Source organism: Microbulbifer pacificus (assembly GCF_002959965.1).
GTDB lineage: Bacteria > Pseudomonadota > Gammaproteobacteria > Pseudomonadales > Cellvibrionaceae > Microbulbifer > Microbulbifer pacificus_A.
On record NZ_PREV01000026.1, the window covers coordinates 271,959 to 291,189 of the forward strand.

Below are 19,231 nucleotides of genomic sequence, written 5' to 3' on the forward strand. Positions count from 1 at the left end.
GCCACCTCATTATTTGCGCATCGTTAGAGAAACATGCCGCCGGAAGCCTCCAAACGCTGGCCGGTCACCCAGCTCGCCTCATCACTGAGCAGCATCGCCACCGCCTTGCCGATGTCCTCCGGCAGACCCGCTCTGCCCAGCGCGGTCTGGCTGGCGATAAACTGGTTGAGCTCGGCATTGTCGCGTACCGCGCCGCCGCCAAAATCCGTTTCGATTGCACCGGGCGCCAGGGTGTTTACCCGGATCTGTCGCCCGCCCAGCTCCTTGGCCAGGTAGCGGGTCATCACCTCGATACCGCCTTTCATCATCGCGTAGGCGCAATAACCCGGCAGGCTGAAGCGCGCCAGGCCAGAGGAAACGTTGATAATGCGACCGCCATCCTCGATCAGCGGCAGCAGTGACTGGGTAAGGAAGAACACGCCCTTGAGGTGGACATTCACCAGGCTGTCGAACTGCGCCTCGGTGGTTTCTGCAAACGGTGTATGGATCCCCATGCCCGCATTGTTGAGAAGGGCGTCGAGGCGGCGGCCATCGAACTCATTGTTCAGGGTTTGCTGCAATTCGCTCACAAACCGGGCGAAGCCCGCGGTATCGGCCACGTCCAGCTGCAGCGCCACAGCTTTTCGCCCGCGGCGCGCCACCTCAGCGACAACCTCGTCGGCGGCGCCCCGGTTACTGTGGTAGGTAATCACGCTGTCGGTGCCTCGCTCGGCGAGCGCCAGGGCGCTGCTCCGTCCCAGGCCGCGGCTGCCGCCGGTAATCAGTGCAAGATTGCTCATCTCTGTCTCCTGTTGGGATTGGGTACAGGGCCAGCGTAGGCGTTTTAGCCTTCCGCAAAAACCGCACAAATCCGATATCATTGTTCGCCTCAGGCGAACAATAGAGATTGGCGATATGGACAAGTTCGAGGCGATGCAGCGCTTTGTACTGGTGGCGCAAACCAACAGCTTTACCCGGGCGGCGGAGTTATTGGGGCTCCCCAAGTCCAGTATCTCCAGTGCGATTCAGGCGCTGGAACAGCAGCTGGGCACGCGGCTGCTTCACCGCAGCACCCGGCGCATCACCCTCACCCAGGATGGCGAAGCCTATTTGCCGCAGTGCCAGGCGCTCTTGGCAGAACTGGATGCGCTGGAAAGCCAGTTCCAGCATCAGGGTGAGGAGGTCCGCGGGATTTTGCGCGTGGACATGCCCAGCCGCTTTGCCTCCACCGTGGTTCTCCCCCATCTGCACCAGTGGCTGGATCGCTACCCCAACGTGCGGCTTCAGATCAGCTGTACCGACCACGATATTGACCCGGTGAAGGAAGGGGTGGACTGCGTCATCCGCGTGGGCTCCCTCAAAGACAGCACCCTGGTCGCCCGACCGCTGGCCTCGTACCAGCTGCTCAATTGCGCCAGCAAACGCTACCTCGAGCGATTTGGCGTTCCCAAGAGCCTTGCAGACCTGCAGAAACACCGGCTCATCGATTACGCGCAAAAGATCGGCGACCGCCCAGCGACATTTGAATATCAGGAAAATGGAGAGGTGCGGCAACTGGCGATGCCCAGCGCCCTGAGTGTAAACAGCACCGACGCCTACCTTGCGGCGTGCCTGTCCGGATTGGGGATCGCACAGATACCGGAAATCGGTATCGCGGACTATTTGGAGAGCGGGGCGCTTGTCTCGGTGCTCGATCAATACATCGCCGAGCCCATGCCGGTGTCCGTGCTCTACCCCTCCCGCCGGCAGATTTCCAAACGCCAGACGCTGTTTATGGACTGGCTGGATACTCTGGTTGCGCAACTGGCAAAACAACGCGCTCGTAGGGAGACTTAATCATTGGCATCACCGTAAAAATCTGGCCGGCGGAAACATTGAGGATCGAGACACCCAAACGTTACTTCGCCCGCAACCTTCCGACATTGTTTTGCCGAATCCGCCTGATGCAGGCATTATCAGGAAGTTCAGAACAACCCGTGCTTGCGCAAAGAAATGATCTACGTACTTGTCTCCCTGGCCATCGCCGCACTGATCATCGGCCCGCAGTTGTGGGTGCGCTTCGTGCTGTGGCGTCACTCCTCCGAGATTGGCGATATGCCGGGGTCCGGCGCCGAGCTGGCGCAGCACCTTATTGAGCGGTTCGAGCTGGATGGGGTAAAGGTTATCAAGGCAGGGCCGGATCAGAACTACTACTCCCCTTCCGAAAAAATCGTCGCGCTCAGCCCCGATGTCTATCACGGCAAATCGGTGACCGCGGTGGCGGTGGCCGCACATGAAGTCGGCCACGCGATCCAGTTCTGCAAGGAAGAGCCCGTTTCCAAGCTGCGCGACAAGTACCTGACGCGCGCCCATCACATCAAACGGATTGGGGCCGGGATACTCCTGTTCGCCCCCATACTCACTCTCCTGATCAAATCACCGGTCATCTTCCTGTGGATCGGCGTGGTGGCGGTAATCACCGTACTCGCGTCCGCACTCATGTATGTGGCGATATTACCGGAGGAGTATGATGCGAGCTTCAACAAAGCCCTGCCGATACTCAGGGAGGGCTACCTTCCGGAGCATCTGCTAAGCAAGGCGCACAGCGTACTGAAAGCCTGCGCCCTCACCTATGTGGCAGGCGCCCTGCTGGATGTGTTGAGGTTGTGGCGCTGGATACGATTTTTCCGATGAGCACGGCCGCAATTTATGCCCCATGCAAAGCCAGGCCCGTAGAAATTCACAAACCATAACAAGAAGGTGAAAACCGAGGTGCCGCCATGCTGGAGGAAGTCGTTGTCACTGCCGCCCGTGAATCCAAAAGTGATTATGACTCACCATCGAACGCTGCACCGGTCACACCTTCATTCGATGAGGTAAAGTACGAGGCCGATCTGTTTGTGGATTTCAAAATCGAAGCCGAATGATTCACAGGGTTGCCCCGAACCTAACGATTGCAGCCGAATAACAATCAGGAGTGCCAATGCACTGTCCAAAATGTCGACATGAATATCTGAAACCGACCAAAATCGAAGAAGGCCTCCCCGTAATGGGTTGCCCAAAGTGCGAGGGCGCCCTGCTGTCGCTACTGTACTATCGGGACTGGTCAGAGAGAGTAAGCCTCGATACCGAGGATCAAGCGACGCCAGGTGAAATCTCTACAGATTCCGATACCAAGACCGCCGTCAACTGCCCCAAATGCAGTCGACTGATGACCAAGTACTCGGTATCCGGCGCACTAGATACGAGGCTGGACCTGTGTGGAAATTGCGACGAAGCCTGGCTGGATGGCGGGGAATGGCAGCTGCTCAAATCGCTTGAGCTGGGAAACCGTTTGCCCAGCGTATTCACGGAGCAATGGCAGCGCAGGGTGCGCTCGGAAAAAACCGAATTGGACCGGATCAACCGTCTGAAGAAAATCGTCGGCGACTCCGATACCAACCGGGCGGTAGAGATTAAAGCCTGGCTCAAGGGCAATAAAAACAAAGCCACGATTTTGCACTTCCTGGGCACAGATTAACTACCAACGGAACTTCCGTTCACTCACCCGTTCTGACGGTGTCCAGACATCAAGGAATGAATCAAGGTGACTTACGCCCCCCCGGCGCCCACGAAAAAGTGCGCGAAACCAGTCTTGGAGAGTAACAAATGCCGATAAATCTGATGGAAGTGGATGGCGTTAGCATACAACCTAAGCATCGGGCGACCTGCCACTGCGGTGCTGTGGAACTGGAGCTCGATTTGCTGGAAGGGCTGGTTGATGTCCGCCGTTGCGATTGTTCCATGTGCCGCAGGCGGGGGGCTGTTGCGGCTTCGGTGACGCTGGATGGCATCAGGATCGTGAAGGGCGAGGAGCACCTGAAGCTGTATCAGTTCAATACCAACACCGCGAAGCATTACTTCTGCGAAATCTGCGGAATCTACACCCACCACCAAAGGCGTTCGAATCCGACACAGTTTGGATTTAACGTGGCCTGCCTGGAAGGTATCAATCCGCTTAAGATCGAAGGAATTCCAACCTACGACGGGGTAAATCACCCGGCGGATCGACGGTAACGTACCTGCCGGCTCGAATTCCTGCAGAAGCACTGGCCAGTCATTTGAGAACGCATGGGCAGCGCTGCACGCCGCGAATACGGAATCCTGAATAACGTCAGCAGGGCGGGGGGTATTTACTACACTTCCCCAAAAGAGGTGCCAATGATGCTGAAACTTCAGTTCTCCCCGCTGTGTTACGGTCTGCTGATTTTTACGGTGCTTTCCGCTGCATTGCTGCAGCCCGCTGAGGCGTGTACCCGGATTTTGTGGAACGACAATGGCCTGGCGGTAGTGGTCGGCCGCACGATGGACTGGCCAGAATCTACCGAGCCGGTATTGACCGTATTACCCCGGGGCATGAAACGCGATGGCGGCCGCACCGGAGATACCGTGACCGTTAAAGAAAACCCTGCCCGCTGGACCTCCAAGTACGCGAGCCTGGTAACCACCCTCTATGGCGTCGGTACCGCGGACGGCTTCAATGAAAAAGGGCTGGGTGGTCATCTGCTCTATCTCCAGGCGACCGATTTCGGAACGCGGGACACCAGGCTCCCCGGTGTTCAGGCCGGGCTCTGGTTACAGTATCTGCTGGATAATGCGGCCAGTGTGAAAGAAGCGCTGGCCCTGATGAAAACCGTCCAGATTGTGATGACCGAAGCGCACGGACACAATGCCACGGTGCACCTGGCCATCGAAGATGCCAGTGGAGACTCCGCAGTGGTGGAGTACATTGACGGCAAGCCGGTGATACACCACGGCAAGCAATACCGTGTAATGACCAATGACCCCACCTACGACGAACAACTGGCTCTCGTCGAAAAACAGGACTACTCCAACCCGAGCAGTGATACTCCCCTGCCCGGCAATGTGAAAGCGACCGATCGCTTCCAACGTGCCACTTACTACGCCGCCATGCTGCCCAAGCCAAACAATGAACGGGAAGCGATCGCGAGCATCCTCGCCATCGCGCGCAACGTTTCCGTGCCCTTTGGCGCGCCCTACAAGGGATTTGGCATTTACAACACGGAATACCGCACCGCGATCAACCTGACCGACCGCCGCTACTTCTTCGAGCTGACTACCAGCCCGAATGTAATCTGGGTAGACCTGAACAGCTTCAAGCTGGGGCCCGGATCCCCGGTTATGCGGCTCGATCCCGACAACCCGCAACTGTCGGGCAATGTATCCGGCGAGTTCCGCAAAGCCGACAAGCCCCCCTATTGAACACACAGGAGACACCCGCTCACTCTGGCGGCAGTTTCCGGCACAGCCACCCCTGTGGAACCACGCTAACCGCAGGGGTTACCGACAACACTCCCGCCTTACAGCCTCGCGGCTCTGTCTCCGCACGTACTTCCCCGGTTAAAAGCGGCAATCACTCGAACGCATCCCAGTAGGGTGGATCGCCAAAATAGCTGCTTATGTAATCGATAAATACCCGGAGTTTGGTGGCCAGTAATTTTCTGTGGGGGTACACCGCGTAGAGCGCCATCGCTTCCGGCTCGAATTCCTGCAGAATCACCTTCAGTTTTCCGGTCTTGATCGCTTCGCCGACGATAAAAGTAGGTTGCAGTACATAGCCTTCCCCGGCGATGGCGGCCTGCATCAGGATTTCGCCGTTGTTGCTCGCCAGGCTCGCGGTACCGGTTGTGTTGTTTCTTTTCAGGGCGACCATCAGCGGGGACTCAGCCGGGCCGGATTCCAGATAGCTGTAGCGCAGGTAGTGCTCCGGCCGCAAATCCTCCGGCGTTTCGGGCACGCCTTCCCGTGCCAGATACTCGGGAGAGGCACACACCACTAGCCGCACCGGCGCCAGGCGCCGTGCTATGAGTGACGAGCTTTTCAGCTTGCCGATGCGCAGCGCCACATCAAACCCCTCCTCCACTACATCCACCTTGCGGTCATTGAGCTGCAGCTCGATACCCACCGCCGGGTGCGTTTTCTTGAAGTCGCCGATCAGCGGCGCCAGATGGCGTGTGGCAAAGGTCACCGGGGCGCTGATACGCAGCTGCCCCTGCGCCTCGCTCTGCATCTCGCCCAGCTGGCTCTCCATGTCGGTCAGACTCTCCAGGATCTGCTGGGCAAACTGATAACACTGCTCCCCCTCTTCCGTGAGGCGCACACGGCGTGTGGTGCGGTTGAACAGGCGCACCTTGAGGTGCTCCTCCAACTGCGACACGTACTTGCTCACCAGCTGGTTCGACAGATCCAGCTTGTCTGCAGCCTTCTTGAATCCACCTTCATCGGCGACCGCCACGAAGGCGTTCAATGCGCTAATCCGGTCCATGGGGTATCGCCCAGCCCTATTACCAACAATTCATTGATAATAGACCAACAGAATGCACGTTTATACGTACAAATGTTGCCACTAGACTGCATCCCAAGCTGGTGAGGTTCCTACACCACGCCCAAACCCAACAATGTGGAGAACGGTTATGAACACTCATGTGATCAACAAAGTTTTGAACTCGAACGCGGGCCTCGGTGCACTCGCCCTGCGCGTACCGGTCGGCATCATCCTCGCGGCCCACGGCGCCCAGAAGCTGTTTGGCTGGTTTGGCGGCTACGGTCTGGATGGCACCGGCCAGTGGATGGCGAGCATCGGCCTGGAGCCCGGTTACCTTATGGCCCTGCTGGCGGGCAGTGCGGAGTTCTTTGGCGGACTAGCGCTGCTGCTCGGTCTGCTGACCCGCCCGGCAGCGGCGGTGAGTGCCTTCACCATGCTGGTGGCGATCTTCAGCGCACATATCAGCAATGGCTTTTTCATGAGTAACAACGGCTATGAATACGCGCTGGCGCTGCTCGCGGCCACGGTGGCGCTGGCCATTCAGGGTGGTGGTGCCTTCGCCCTGGACAAGGGTCTGAACAGCATTCTGAAAGACACCAGTAACGAGGATGCGGTGCTATCCACTGGTCGCACCGCCTGATCACAAGCATCGACATTCGCCTCCGCTCCGGGGGCGAATGTCTGCAGGAAACAACGGTGAACACTATGTTGGTAAATGGCATCTGGAAAGAAAACTGGCAGCCCGTGCAACAGGCGGACGACGACGGCCGCTTTATCCGGCAGACATCCTCGTTCCGCAACTGGGTGACGGCGGACGGATCCGCCGGGGTAACCGGAGCCGGCGGTTTCAGGGCAGAACCCGGCCGATACCATTTGTATGTGGCGTATATCTGCCCCTGGGCGAGCCGCGCCCTGATGGCGCGACAGCTGAAGGGACTCGCGGAACTGGTCAGTGTTTCCGTCGTAAACCCGGTGCTGACCGATCAGGGCTGGGCCTTCGGTGGTTTTGCCGGCAGCGACGAAGATACGCTGAACGGCGCACGCTATATGCACGAACTCTACACCCGCGCCGACCCGACATTCAGCGGGCGCGCGACGGTACCGGTACTCTGGGACAAACAGACGGCCACCATCGTCAACAACGAGTCTGCGGATATTGTGCGCATGTTCAACAGCGCATTCCGTGACTATGTCAACGACGGACCCGATCTCTACCCGGCCGCGCTGGCAACGGAAATCGACGCGCTGAACACCTACCTCTACACCGAACTGAACAACGGCGTTTACCAGGCCGGCTTTGCCACCACGCAGTTGGCCTATAAAGAGGCCTATGGCCGCGTATTCGCGGCACTGGATGCGATGGAATCCCGGCTTGCCGATGGCCGCCGCTATTTATTCGGTGAGGTGTTTACCGAGTCCGACATCCGCCTGTTCGTCACCCTGGTGCGGTTCGATGCGGCCTACTACAGCCTGTTCAAGTGCAATCGGAATTTACTGAGGGAGATGCCGAATCTGCACCGTTACCTGCACAGAGTTCTCGCCTTCGACGACGTGAAAGCAACGGTTAATCTCGCACACATCAAAGCGGGCTATTACTCGATCAGGGCCCTCAACCCCACGGGTATTGTTCCGGAGGGGCCAGGGGAATGCGTTTTGCCCATCACCTCTCACGGGTGTCACTCCGTTCCCGATAAATACTGAGGCACCGCTCCCGCGCACCGGCTGGATCGCGGCCCGACCATTAAACGCTATGGATTCGAGGCGCACAGCGCCGCCAGTCGACTGAGCGCCTGCTCCCTTGGCGGGTCCCAGGGGTGGGCAAAGCTGATGCGCAGACAATTCCTGAATTGTCCCGATGCTGAAAACAGCGGGCCGGGCGTGATCACCACCTGCTGTTGCAATGCTTTGGCGTAGAGCGCGAGCGTATCCTCTCCGTCGGGTAGTTCCACCCAAACCGCCAGGCCTCCTTGTGGCTTACTCACGCGGATACTTCCCGGCCAATCGTTCAGTAACTGCAACAGGCGGTCTCTACGTAATCGCAGTTCCGTGCGCAGCCGGCGCAAGTGCGCGGTGAAGCTGCCGTCGGCCATGAACTCCGCCAGGCCGCGCTGCACAAACTGGCTGCCGGATAACTGCGTCACCAGTTTCAGGTGGAGAATGCGCCCATGCCAGCGGGCACCGGAAATCCATCCGAGCCGCAGATCCCGGGAGAGGCTTTTCGAGAAGGAACCGCAGAGGATCACCCGCTGGTCCCGGTCCAGCGCTTTGAGCGGATCGGGGACGGCCCCCAGTGCGGTATCGGCATAGATATCGTCTTCGATAACGGCCAGGTCATAAGACTCCGCCAGGGCCAGCAGCCGGCGCCTGGAGGATTCCGGCATCAACGCGCCACCGGGGGTGGCAAACGCGGGAGAGACAACGCATGCCCGCACTTGCCAGCGCTGCAAAACGTCTTCCAGCGCATCGATATCCATCCCGGTTTCGAGCGAGGCCGGCACTTCGACCACCTGCAGTCCCAGCTGCTCGATGATCTGCATCACGCCGTAAAATCCCGGCGACTCCACCGCCACCACATCGCCGCGATTGCAGCAGGCCATCAGGGCGAGAAACAACGCGTGCTGACAGCCCGAGGTAATACACAGCGCATCCGCCTCGCACGGCCATCCCCGCCGGGCCATGTGCAGCGCGAGTTGCTCGCGCAACGCGACGTTGCCGGCGGGCTCATCGTAGTACTGGAAATCCTGGCCGCTTTGCCGCCGGAGCGAGCGCCCGATGGCGCGGTTGAGGGCGACGATGCCGGCAGGCAGATCGCCGGGTGATTGCTGTGGCAGCAGATCGAAGGCCGCACTGCGGCGCATGATGTCCTGCAGCAGTTCACTGACCGTTACCGGCCGCGGCGCCTCGATGCGGGCGCGGCTGACGGGCCGGTTTACCGCAGGCGCCTGCAGGGATACGAAATAGCCCGCCTTGGGCCGAGCCTCAACCAGACCCTGTACTTCGAGCCGCTGCAGCGCGTGCTGCACCGTGGCCTTGGAGAGCTTGTGCTCCCGGCACAGGGTCCGAATCGAGGGCAAGCGCTCTCCCTGCCGCCAGCGCTGCTCCTCGATGCCCTGCAACAGCCACGCTTCCAGCTGCTGGTAGCGAAATTCCTGTGTCACCCACCCAACTCCAGAGCCTCAATCTGTACCCATTGTATTTAATTTTTTTAGGCCTGCACCTATCGAGTGGGCCGGCGTAGTCTGCCGCCGTCTAAATCTGCGCGGATGAGTTGCCATGGAAAAAATTCCCGTTGTTCAGGAACCGGTTGCCCTGGACCCTGCCCCGCCACGCTCCCCGACATCGGGCCGCGACGGCAAGTTTCATGTGCGCCTGACAGAAGGTTACTTCCAGAATGTGCGGCGCCTGGTCAGCTGGCCGCTGCTCGCGCTGTACTTCGGGCTGGTGTGGGTGCAGTTCGACGGCCAGCCCTGGCTGCTGTTTTCGTTTGAGCAGCACCGGATCATCCTCTTCGGCCACGCGCTGTCGTGGCGCGATCTGTCCCTGCTTGCGGGATTGCTGATCGCCAGCGCCGCCCTGCTGTTTTTTCTCGCGGTGGCCTGGGGGCGCGTGTGGTGCGGCTTCGCGTGTCCGCAGAGTATCTGGACCTGGCTGTTCATCCGCGTTGAGGATCTGACCGAAGGCCGGGCAGACAAACGGGCCCGGCAGGCCGGCGCGCCAATGGCGTTGCCCACCCTGCTCCGCCGGCTGCTAAAGCACCTGCTCTGGCTACTGCTCGCGCTCGCCACCGCCATCACCTTCACCGGCTATTTCGTGCCGGTACGCGAGATCCTGTCCGCCGCCATGCAGCTTGAATTGTCCGCAGCGGTTTCCGGTTGGATCCTGATCATGGCAGGGCTGACCTATCTGAATGCCGGGCTGGTGCGCGAGAAAATCTGCCTGCACGCCTGCCCCTATGCGCGATTCCAGGGTGTGATGTTCGACGAACATACACTGACCGTCAGTTACGACACACGCCGTGGCGAACCCCGCGCGAACCGGCGCAAGGGGAGTGACAACAGTGGTGACTGCGTCGACTGTGGACTCTGTGTGCAGGTGTGCCCCGCCGGTATCGATATTCGCGATGGCCTGCAAGCCGCGTGCATTGACTGTGCCGCGTGCATCGATGCCTGCGACAGGGTCATGTCGAAACTCGAACGCCCCGCGGGGCTCATCCGCTTCGCCTCCGAAGCGCAGCTGCAAGGCGAAAATTCCCGCTTCCTTCGCCCGCGCCTGGCCGGCTATGCCGCGGTAATGCTGCTGGCCTTTACCGCGGTCTTGTACGGCTTCACCCAGACTACCCAGTTGCTGGTGGAAATCAGGCGCGACCGCGGCGCGATGTTCCGGCAGGTGGATCAGCACACGGTGTGTAACGTGTATCAGATCAAGGTGGAGGGATACAGTGAGACTCAACGCTTTGTGGATGTGTCAATTACCGGGGAAGGCGAGTTCAGCCTGTTTGGCCCGCGGAAAATTGACCTCGCGGAAGACAATGCCTACTGGCTTCCCTACCGCATCTGCGCCCGCGACCTGAAATTGCCGAAGGCCGAATTGACCTTCCACTTCAGAGGAAACACGCTGTCCACTTCAAAAAACACGACGTTTTTGACCGGGACCTTTTGATCCGGCCCTTGTGCGCGGAACACAAAAACGCAAAAAAAACGCAGCCCGAAAGCTGCGTTTTTTTTGCCTAGTCTTCCATATAGGAATCCAGCGGCGGACAGGAACAGATCAGGTTCTTGTCTCCGTAGACATTGTCCACCCGCCCCACCGGCGGCCAGTATTTTGCCTGGCGCAGCGATGGCAGCGGGAATACCGCCTCGGCGCGACCGTAGGCATGCTCCCAATGTTCCACCGCCAGCACCTCGGCGGTATGGGGGGCGTTGACCAGCGGGTTGCTGTCGAGCGGCCAGTCACCGCGCTCCACCTTCGCAATCTCTTCACGGATCTGGATCATCGCATCGCAGAAGCGATCCAGCTCCGCCAGGGATTCACTTTCCGTGGGCTCGATCATCAATGTACCGGCAACCGGGAAGGACATGGTCGGCGCGTGGAAACCGTAGTCGATCAGGCGCTTGGCGACGTCGTCGACAGAAATTCCACTGCTGTCCTTGATCGGCCGCAGGTCGACGATGCACTCGTGCGCCACCCGCCCATTGGCACCGCGATACAGGATCGGATAGTGCGCCTGAAGGCGTGTAGCAATGTAGTTGGCATTGACGATGGCAAGCTCAGTCGCCTTGCGCAGACCGTCACGCCCCATCATGCGGATATACATCCAGGTGATCGGCAGAATGCTGGCGCTGCCCGCGGTCGCTGCGGATACCGGTGCACCGCGGCGATTGCCCGGCGCCATACCCTGGCTGCCGGCGGACACCGCACCGGGCAGGAATTCCGCCAGATGCGCACCCACCGCCACGGGCCCGACACCGGGACCACCACCGCCGTGGGGAATACAGAAGGTTTTGTGCAGGTTCAGGTGCGACACGTCGCCGCCGAACTTGCCCGGCTGGCACAGGCCCACCATGGCATTGAGGTTGGCGCCGTCGATGTACACCTGACCGCCGTGGTTGTGCACGATGTCGGCGATCTCGCGAATCGCCTCCTCGAACACGCCGTGGGTGGAGGGATAGGTCACCATGATGGCGGCCAGGCGCTCCGCGTGCTCGCTGGCTTTTGCGCGCAGGTCTTCCAGGCTGACATTGCCGTTATCGTCGCACTTCACAACCACCACGCGCATGCCGCACATCTGTGCTGACGCGGGGTTGGTGCCGTGGGCAGAGCTCGGGATCAGGCAGATATCGCGCCCGGCTTCACCGCGGCTGGCGTGATAGGCGCGAATGGCCAGCAGGCCCGCATATTCACCCTGGGAGCCCGCATTGGGCTGCAGGGAAACCGCATCGTAACCGGTGATCTCGCACAGCATGGATTCCAGGCCTTCGATCAGGGCGCGGTAGCCCGCTACCTGTTCGGCCGGTGCCAGCGGGTGCACATTGGCAAATTCCGGCCAGGTCACCGGCAGCATTTCCGCGGTCGCGTTCAGCTTCATGGTGCAGGAACCCAGCGGGATCATCGAGCGGTCGAGGGCGATGTCCCGGTCCGCCAGCGCGCGCAGGTAGCGCAGCATTTCGGTCTCGGAGTGATAGCGGTTGAACACCTCGTGGCTGAGCAGCGCACCGGTGCGCAGCAGGTGGCCGGGGAGAACCGGTGCCTCGCGGGATTCGACGGCCTCAAAACTCAACGAATTGTCGGCACGGCTATTAAAGAGCGACCAGAGTGCTTCCACATCCGCGCGCATGGCGGTTTCGTCCAGGGAAATTCCCACGCGTTCGCCGTCGATCACCCGCAGGTTCAAACCCCTGGCGTTCGCGGCCCGGTGCAACTCTGCCGCATTGCCATTTACGCGCACGGTGATGGTGTCAAACCAGCAGTCGTTTTCGATACCGGCGCCAAGTTCCTGCAAGCCGAGCGCGAGCACGCTGGTCAGGTGATGCACCCGGTTGGCGATAGTGCGCAATCCCTGCGGGCCGTGATACACCGCGTACATGGAAGCCATCACCGCCAGCAGTACCTGTGCGGTACAGATGTTGGAAGTGGCCTTTTCCCGGCGGATATGCTGCTCGCGGGTTTGCAGCGCGAGGCGGTAAGCTGGCTTACCGTTGCTGTCGATGGACTGGCCGACGAGGCGCCCGGGCAGCGAGCGCTTGTAGGATTCGCGGGTAGCCATATAGGCCGCATGCGGGCCGCCAAAGCCCATGGGTACACCAAAACGCTGGGTGGAACCCACGGCCACATCAGCACCCAGCTCGCCCGGCGAGGTCAGCATCACCAGACTGAGTATATCCGCCGCCATCACCACCAGGCCGCGCTGCGCGTGTACCGCCTCTATTACCTGACGGTAGTCGCGCACCGCGCCGCTGACGCCGGGGTATTGCAGCAGCACGCCGAACACCTTGCTCGCGTCCAGCTCCGCCAGCGGATCGCCAATGATTACCTCGATACCCAGCGGTTCCGCGCGGGTTTGCAGCACCTCGATGGTTTGCGGCAGGCAGTCGCGATCCACAAAAAACGCCTGCGCTCTGGACTTGGCCATGCGCTGGCAAAGGGTCATGGCCTCGGCCGCTGCGGTGGCCTCATCCAGCATCGACGCATTCGCCAGATCCATACCGGTAAGGTCGCTGACCATGGTCTGGAAGTTGAACAACGCTTCCAGGCGGCCCTGGGAAATTTCCGGCTGGTAAGGGGTATAGGCGGTGTACCAGGCGGGGTTTTCGAGAATGTTGCGCAACACCACATTGGGTGTGCGGGTGCCGTAGTAGCCCTGGCCGATAAAAGTGCGGAACGTTTTATTCTGCTGCGCCAGCGTGCGCAGCTCCGCGAGGGCCTCGTGCTCGGGCACGCCCTCCGGCAGCGCCAGCGGCGCCGGCATGCGGATGCCTGCCGGCACCACTTCAGCGATGAAGTCATTGATACTGGTATGACCCAGGGTCTCCAGCATACGCGCCAGATCTTCGCTCGACGGGCCGATATGACGCCAGGTAAATTCGTCGCGCCCTTCGAGGTCGCGCAGGGTTTGCTTTGCTTGCAGCATAATTCTCTTCCTCCGCAGGTGCGTGTTACTCGCCGTCAATCAGCGCCGCATAGGCATCGGCGCTCAGCAGGTTTTCCAGGTCCGCAGCATTTGCAGGGCGCACGCGCATAAACCAGCCATCGCCCATCGGATCGCTGTTTACCAGCTCCGGTTCATCCGGCAGTGCAGCGTTGACCGCGACCACCGTGGCAGCGAACGGCAGAGAAATATCGCCAGCCGCTTTCACGGATTCGATCACCGCGACCTCATCTCCGGCCGCCAGCTCGGCACCCTCTTCCGGCAGCTCGACAAACACCACATCTCCCAGTTGGGACTGGGCAAATTCGGTGATGCCCACGATGACCTCATCACCGTCGACGGCAAACCACTCGTGGCTCTCACTGTATTTCACGTTGCTCATGTATTTTTTCCCTGAATTTGAATGTGTGACTCTGATGTGACTCTGCGGTGATTGGGGCGCGGCTCAGCCGCGGTAGTAGCGCTGGGGTACGAACGGGGTTTTGACAACAGTGATCGGCACCGCTTTACCGCGCACCAGAGCCTGCAGGCCGGTGCCGGTTTGCTCGTAGCCGCGATCTACATAGCCCATTCCGATAGCGGCACCGAGGGTGGGGCCATAACCGCCACTGGTAACTTTGCCGACCACATTGCCCGCTTCATCGATAATGTCGGCGCCGGCGCGCACCGGGATCTTGCCCTGCACGGAGAAGCCCACGCGCTTGCGAGAAACACCTTCTGCAATTTGATTCAGCACGATATCGGCACCGAGGAAACCGCCGGCCCGGGCACCGTCGGCTCGACGCGATTTGGCAATGCTCCACAGCAGGCTCGCTTCCACCGGAGTGGTGCCGCTATTCATATCATTGCCATACAGGCAAAGCCCCGCTTCCAGGCGCAGGGTGTCGCGGGCACCGAGCCCGATCATCTGCACGCGGCCGTCTTCCAGCAGTTTGCGTGTGAACGATTCCACCGCGCTGGCGGCAATGGAAATTTCAAAACCGTCTTCGCCGGTGTAGCCGGAACGCGTGACATAGCAGTCCTCGCCGAAAATCTCGGTGCGGGTGCCGTGCATAAACGTCAGCGCGCGCGTGGCCGGTGCCAGCTCGCCGATCAATTCACCGGCCATGGGACCCTGCACCGCCAGCAGCGCCTGTTGGCCGAGCACGCGGATATCACAGCCGCGCAAGTGCTGCTGCAGGTGGGCGATATCCGCCGCTGCCGTGGCCGCATTCACCACCAGGAAAAATTCGTCTTCGGCCCAGCGGGTGATGATCAGGTCATCGAGAATGCCGCCCGCTTCCGAGGTCATGACCGCGTAGCACTGCTGATGGATTTCCAGCGCCTGCACGTCGATGGGCAGCAGCTTTTCCAGAGCGGTTGCGGCGTTATCACCGCGCACCACCAGCTGCCCCATGTGGGAAACGTCGAATACGCCCACCGCTTCGCGGGTGTGCAGATGTTCCTGCACGATACCGGCGCGGTACTGCACCGGCATGGCGTAGCCGGCGAACGGCACCATCTTGCCCCCGAGTTCCACATGCAGGTCGTACAGCGGTGTTTTTTTGGATTCGTTTTTCATGACTCGCTCTTCTTGAGTGATTGGTCCTCAGCATTCAACAATGCTGACCGGCAGATCGATCGCGTTTACCGCCAGTCCACCGCGTGCGGTTTCTTTGTATTTGTCCTGCATATCGCGACCGGTATCGCGCATGGTGCGGATGACTTTGTCCAGGGAAATAAAGTGTTCACCATCCCCCCGCAACGCCATGCGCGCCGCGCTGATGGCTTTTACCGAGGCCATGGCGTTGCGTTCGATACAGGGCACCTGTACCAGGCCGCCCACCGGATCGCAGGTGAGCCCGAGGTTGTGTTCCATGGCAATTTCCGCGGCGTTTTCCACCTGCTGCGGGGTGCCATTGAGCACTTCCGCGAGGCCCGCCGCGGCCATGGAACAGGCGGAACCGACTTCGCCCTGGCAGCCAACTTCGGCACCGCTGATGGAGGCGTTTTTCTTGAACAGGAAGCCCACCGCGGCCGCGGTGAGCAGGAAACGGATAACGTCTTCTTCCGTGGGGTTTCTGGAGAAGCGCATAAAGTAATGCAACACTGCCGGTATGATTCCGGCGGCGCCGTTGGTGGGCGCAGTAACAATGCGGCCGCCGGCCGCATTTTCTTCATTCACGGCCAGCGCATACAGGGTTACCCAGTCCAGCGCCGACAGCGGATCGGACAGGCAGGCCTCGGGACGACTGCGCAGTTGCCGGTAGAGATTGGACGCACGGCGTTTCACCTTAAGACCACCGGGCAGAATGCCTTCGTTGTGCATGCCGTTGGTCACGCAGTCCTGCATCACCTGCCAGATTTTCATCAGGCCCGCTCGGGTTTCCGCTTCACTGCGCCAGGACGCTTCGTTGGCCAGCATCACATCGCTGATCTTGAGATTTTCGCGCGCGCAGATTGCCAGCAGTTCTTCCGCGGTGTTGAACTCGTAGCGCACCGCACACGCCTGCTCCAGAGCGTGGTCCGATTGCGCCTCGGCCTCGGTTACCACAAAGCCGCCACCGACGGAGTAATACACCTCTTCCGCCAGCACCCGCCCGCAGTCATCGAGCGCGGTAAAGCGCATGCCGTTGGCGTGTAGCGGCAATTCCTCTTCACCGATCAACAGCAGGTCCTGCTCCGGGTCAAACGCAATGACACGCTCGCCATCGAGGTTCAGGCTGCGGCATTGCTCGACCGCGGCCACGCGCTGGTCGACGGTATCGGTATCCACCAATTCCGGTTGCTCACCCTCGAGCCCCAGCATCACCGCCTTGGTAGTGCCGTGGCCGATTCCGGTGGCGCCGAGGGAACCGAACATGTGTGCAGATACCCGCGCTACGTCATCAAAGCAGCCCTTGTCGCGCAGTAACTGCAGAAATTGGCCGGCGGCCTTCATGGGCCCCACGGTGTGGGAACTGGAGGGACCGATGCCGATCTTGAACAGATCAAAAACACTCAGCGACATGTTCAGTCCGCTCCGTGTGCCCGGTAAACCGGGAAGCGCGCACACAGTTCAGTAACCTCACCGCGAACCCGCTGCTGTACTTCCGCCAGTGCTTGCGGTTGCTCGAGCTGCTCCAGGATGTCGCATATCCAGCTCGCCAGCTGTTCCGCTTCCGCAGTGCCCATACCGCGGGTGGTAATCGCCGGCGTGCCGATGCGTACACCGCTGGTAACGAATGGCGATTGCGGATCGTTGGGCACCGTATTTTTGTTGACGGTGATATGCGCGGCACTCAGTGCGGCGTCGGCCGCCTTGCCGGTAATACCGCGCTTGCTGAGATCGACCAGCAGCAGGTGGTTCTCGGTACCGCCGGAAACAATATCGAAACCGCGCCCCATAAATACCGCGGCCATCGCCCTGGCATTGTCGATCACGCGCTGCTGGTAAGTAACAAACTCCGGCGCCAGCGCCTCTTTAAATGCCACCGCCTTCGCTGCAATCACATGCATCAGCGGGCCACCCTGTATGCCGGGGAAGATCAGCGAATTGAACTTCTTGCCCAGCCCCTCGGCATCGCGGCACAGGATCAATCCACCGCGCGGTCCACGCAGGGTTTTGTGGGTGGTGGTGGTCACCACATCGGCGACTGGTACCGGGTTGGGATACAGCCCCGCGGCAACCAGTCCGGCCACATGTGCCATATCCACAAACAGGTAGGCGCCGACCTTGTCGGCAATGGCGCGGAAGCGTGCCCAGTCCATCACGCGGGAATATGCGGAGAAACCGGCCACGATCATTTTCGGCTTGTGCGCCAGCGCCAGCCGCTCGACCTCGTCGTAGTCCACCTCTCCGGTTTCCGGGTTGAGGCCATACTGCACCGCGTTGTACAGGCGACCGGAGAAGTTCGGTTTGGCCCCATGGGTCAGGTGACCGCCATGGTCCAGGGAAAGCCCGAGGAAAGTGTCGCCCGGCTGCAGCAGCGCCATATAGACCGCCGCATTAGCCTGGGAACCGGAGTGCGGCTGCACATTGGCGTACTCGGCGCCGAACAGCGCGCAGGCGCGGTCAATGGCCAGCTGCTCCACCACATCCACATGCTCGCAGCCACCGTAGTAGCGCTTGGCAGGATAACCCTCGGCGTACTTGTTGGTGAGTACCGAGCCCTGGGCCGCAATCACCGCCTGACTGGTGTAGTTCTCGGACGCGATCAACTCGATATGTGCTTCCTGGCGTGCGGCTTCGGCCTGAATGGCCGCAAATACTTCGCTATCAACGGCTTTGAGGTGGGTCTCTACGGGATCCATGGGTAGCTCCTGCTTTTATTTATCGGGCGATGCTAGTCCCGACAGTGGAATCTGTTAAATTTATACTTCTTATTCATCTATCAGATTTTCTTATGCGACTTACTCACAAGAATCTTCCCACCGAGTGGTTACGGACACTGGTCACCGTGGTCGACAGTGGCGGATTCAGCCAGGCCGGTGAGCTGCTCGCGCGCACCCAGCCGGCGATCAGCCGGCAGATCAAGGAACTGGAAGAGCGGCTGGGAAGGCAATTACTGTTGCGGTCGGGACGCACCCTGAACCTGACGGAAAGTGGCCTGCGGGTCTACGACCAGGCCAAAAGGATCCTCGCCCTCAACGACGAGCTGGTGTTCGAATTCAGCGGCGCGTCGGTGACCGGAAAGCTGCACCTGGGAATTCCCAGTGAATTCGCCTCGGTACTGCTGCCGCGGATTATCGGCCAGTTTTCACAGAGCTATCCCGAGGTCTCGCTGCAGGTCACCAGCGACCTCAGCCGCAACCTGCTGGCGAAGGGAAACCGGGACCGGTTTGACCTGATTCTGGCACTGCAGGAGAAACCGGATACCGCCGAAGGCCAGCTGGTTATCCGCGATGATCTGGTATGGGTTGCCAGCCACAAGCACTCCGCGCACCTGTTGAAACCGCTGCCCCTGGTGCTGGCCCCTGAAGGTTGCATCTATCGCAAGCGTGCAGAATCCATATTGCAATCTGCCGGTATCGCTTCCCGCAATGTATTCACCATCCCCGATCTGAACGGCATTCAGTCCGCGCTGGAGGCCGGCCTGGGCATCACCGCCCTGTGCCGCAGCACCGTGCCTGAATCCCTGCGGGTACTCCGCCCCTCCCGCGGTTTGCCCAAACTGGGGGAAATATCCATCGGGCTGCACTTCAAACACCGTCGCCCTTCGGCCGCCGCCATGCGCTTGGCGGAGCATCTGCAGACCGGCCTGAATACGCAGTGACCTGATCCCAACCGGTTGTTGAAAAGGCCATCCACGGCCTTTTTCAATCCGGATTGCGGCGTTTGTGTG

Annotated in this window: 18 protein-coding genes; 10 read left to right on the forward strand and 8 right to left on the reverse strand. The window is 60.3% G+C overall.

Features of this window, described 5'->3' with window-relative positions:
* Positions 1–23: 23 nt before the first annotated feature.
* Entirely contained in the window at positions 24–779 is a 756-nt protein-coding gene (locus tag C3938_RS01715) for an SDR family NAD(P)-dependent oxidoreductase (RefSeq protein ID WP_105101549.1), read from the reverse strand.
* A gap of 115 nt (positions 780–894) precedes the next feature.
* Between C3938_RS01715 and C3938_RS01720 the strand changes: the two genes are divergently transcribed.
* The 6 genes from C3938_RS01720 to C3938_RS01740 all read left to right on the forward strand — a co-directional run bounded on the left by C3938_RS01720 (position 895) and on the right by C3938_RS01740 (position 5,220).
* The gene (locus C3938_RS01720) at positions 895–1,815 is read left to right on the forward strand and encodes a LysR family transcriptional regulator (protein WP_105101550.1); all 921 of its coding nucleotides are present in this window, start codon (positions 895–897) and stop codon (positions 1,813–1,815) included.
* A gap of 156 nt (positions 1,816–1,971) precedes the next feature.
* Entirely contained in the window at positions 1,972–2,652 is a 681-nt protein-coding gene (locus C3938_RS01725; RefSeq protein WP_105103159.1) for a zinc metallopeptidase, read from the forward strand.
* A gap of 86 nt (positions 2,653–2,738) precedes the next feature.
* On the forward strand, positions 2,739–2,885 hold the full coding sequence (locus C3938_RS17725) for a hypothetical protein (RefSeq protein WP_158681517.1): 147 nt from the start codon (positions 2,739–2,741) through the stop codon (positions 2,883–2,885).
* A 56-nt stretch (positions 2,886–2,941) separates the two neighbouring features.
* Entirely contained in the window at positions 2,942–3,478 is a 537-nt protein-coding gene (locus C3938_RS01730; protein ID WP_105101551.1) for a zf-TFIIB domain-containing protein, read from the forward strand.
* Between the two features lie 128 nt (positions 3,479–3,606).
* The gene (locus C3938_RS01735) at positions 3,607–4,014 is read left to right on the forward strand and encodes a GFA family protein (protein ID WP_105101552.1); all 408 of its coding nucleotides are present in this window, start codon (positions 3,607–3,609) and stop codon (positions 4,012–4,014) included.
* A 144-nt stretch (positions 4,015–4,158) separates the two neighbouring features.
* Complete coding sequence (locus C3938_RS01740; protein ID WP_105103160.1) at positions 4,159–5,220, forward strand: linear amide C-N hydrolase; 1,062 nt, start codon at positions 4,159–4,161, stop codon at positions 5,218–5,220.
* A gap of 151 nt (positions 5,221–5,371) precedes the next feature.
* On the opposite strand, the gene C3938_RS01745 is transcribed toward C3938_RS01740, so the two are convergent.
* On the reverse strand, positions 5,372–6,283 hold the full coding sequence (locus C3938_RS01745; RefSeq protein ID WP_105101553.1) for a LysR family transcriptional regulator: 912 nt from the start codon (positions 6,281–6,283) through the stop codon (positions 5,372–5,374).
* Positions 6,284–6,431: 148 nt separating this feature from the next.
* On the opposite strand from C3938_RS01745, the gene C3938_RS01750 reads away from it, so the two are divergent.
* Positions 6,432–6,923, forward strand: a complete 492-nt coding sequence (locus tag C3938_RS01750) for a DoxX family protein (protein WP_105101554.1) — start codon at positions 6,432–6,434, stop codon at positions 6,921–6,923.
* Between the two features lie 65 nt (positions 6,924–6,988).
* Positions 6,989–7,984: a glutathione S-transferase family protein gene (locus C3938_RS01755; protein WP_105101555.1), complete on the forward strand. Its 996-nt coding sequence runs from the start codon at positions 6,989–6,991 to the stop codon at positions 7,982–7,984.
* Positions 7,985–8,031: 47 nt separating this feature from the next.
* Here the strand turns inward: C3938_RS01755 and C3938_RS01760 are convergent, their stop codons facing one another.
* Positions 8,032–9,441 (reverse strand): PLP-dependent aminotransferase family protein, encoded by a 1,410-nt coding sequence (locus C3938_RS01760; protein ID WP_105101556.1) that lies wholly within the window; start codon positions 9,439–9,441, stop codon positions 8,032–8,034.
* A 115-nt stretch (positions 9,442–9,556) separates the two neighbouring features.
* Here C3938_RS01760 and ccoG point away from each other — a divergent pair, with 115 nt between their 5' ends.
* A complete protein-coding gene (gene ccoG / locus C3938_RS01765; protein ID WP_105101557.1) occupies positions 9,557–10,942 on the forward strand; it encodes a cytochrome c oxidase accessory protein CcoG in 1,386 nt (461 codons plus the stop codon).
* A gap of 67 nt (positions 10,943–11,009) precedes the next feature.
* On the opposite strand, the gene gcvP is transcribed toward ccoG, so the two are convergent.
* The 5 genes from gcvP to glyA form a co-directional block, all read right to left on the reverse strand.
* Positions 11,010–13,910, reverse strand: coding sequence for an aminomethyl-transferring glycine dehydrogenase (gene gcvP, locus C3938_RS01770; protein ID WP_105101558.1), 2,901 nt, complete (start codon positions 13,908–13,910; stop codon positions 11,010–11,012).
* Between the two features lie 25 nt (positions 13,911–13,935).
* Entirely contained in the window at positions 13,936–14,310 is a 375-nt protein-coding gene (gcvH, locus tag C3938_RS01775) for a glycine cleavage system protein GcvH (RefSeq protein WP_105101559.1), read from the reverse strand.
* Between the two features lie 63 nt (positions 14,311–14,373).
* Positions 14,374–15,489: a glycine cleavage system aminomethyltransferase GcvT gene (gcvT, locus tag C3938_RS01780; RefSeq protein WP_105101560.1), complete on the reverse strand. Its 1,116-nt coding sequence runs from the start codon at positions 15,487–15,489 to the stop codon at positions 14,374–14,376.
* A 27-nt stretch (positions 15,490–15,516) separates the two neighbouring features.
* Positions 15,517–16,917, reverse strand: coding sequence for an L-serine ammonia-lyase (locus tag C3938_RS01785; RefSeq protein ID WP_105101561.1), 1,401 nt, complete (start codon positions 16,915–16,917; stop codon positions 15,517–15,519).
* A gap of 2 nt (positions 16,918–16,919) precedes the next feature.
* Positions 16,920–18,200: a serine hydroxymethyltransferase gene (gene glyA, locus C3938_RS01790; RefSeq protein WP_105101562.1), complete on the reverse strand. Its 1,281-nt coding sequence runs from the start codon at positions 18,198–18,200 to the stop codon at positions 16,920–16,922.
* Between the two features lie 92 nt (positions 18,201–18,292).
* On the opposite strand from glyA, the gene C3938_RS01795 reads away from it, so the two are divergent.
* Complete coding sequence (locus tag C3938_RS01795; RefSeq protein ID WP_158681518.1) at positions 18,293–19,162, forward strand: LysR family transcriptional regulator; 870 nt, start codon at positions 18,293–18,295, stop codon at positions 19,160–19,162.
* The last annotated feature ends 69 nt before the right edge of the window (positions 19,163–19,231 follow it).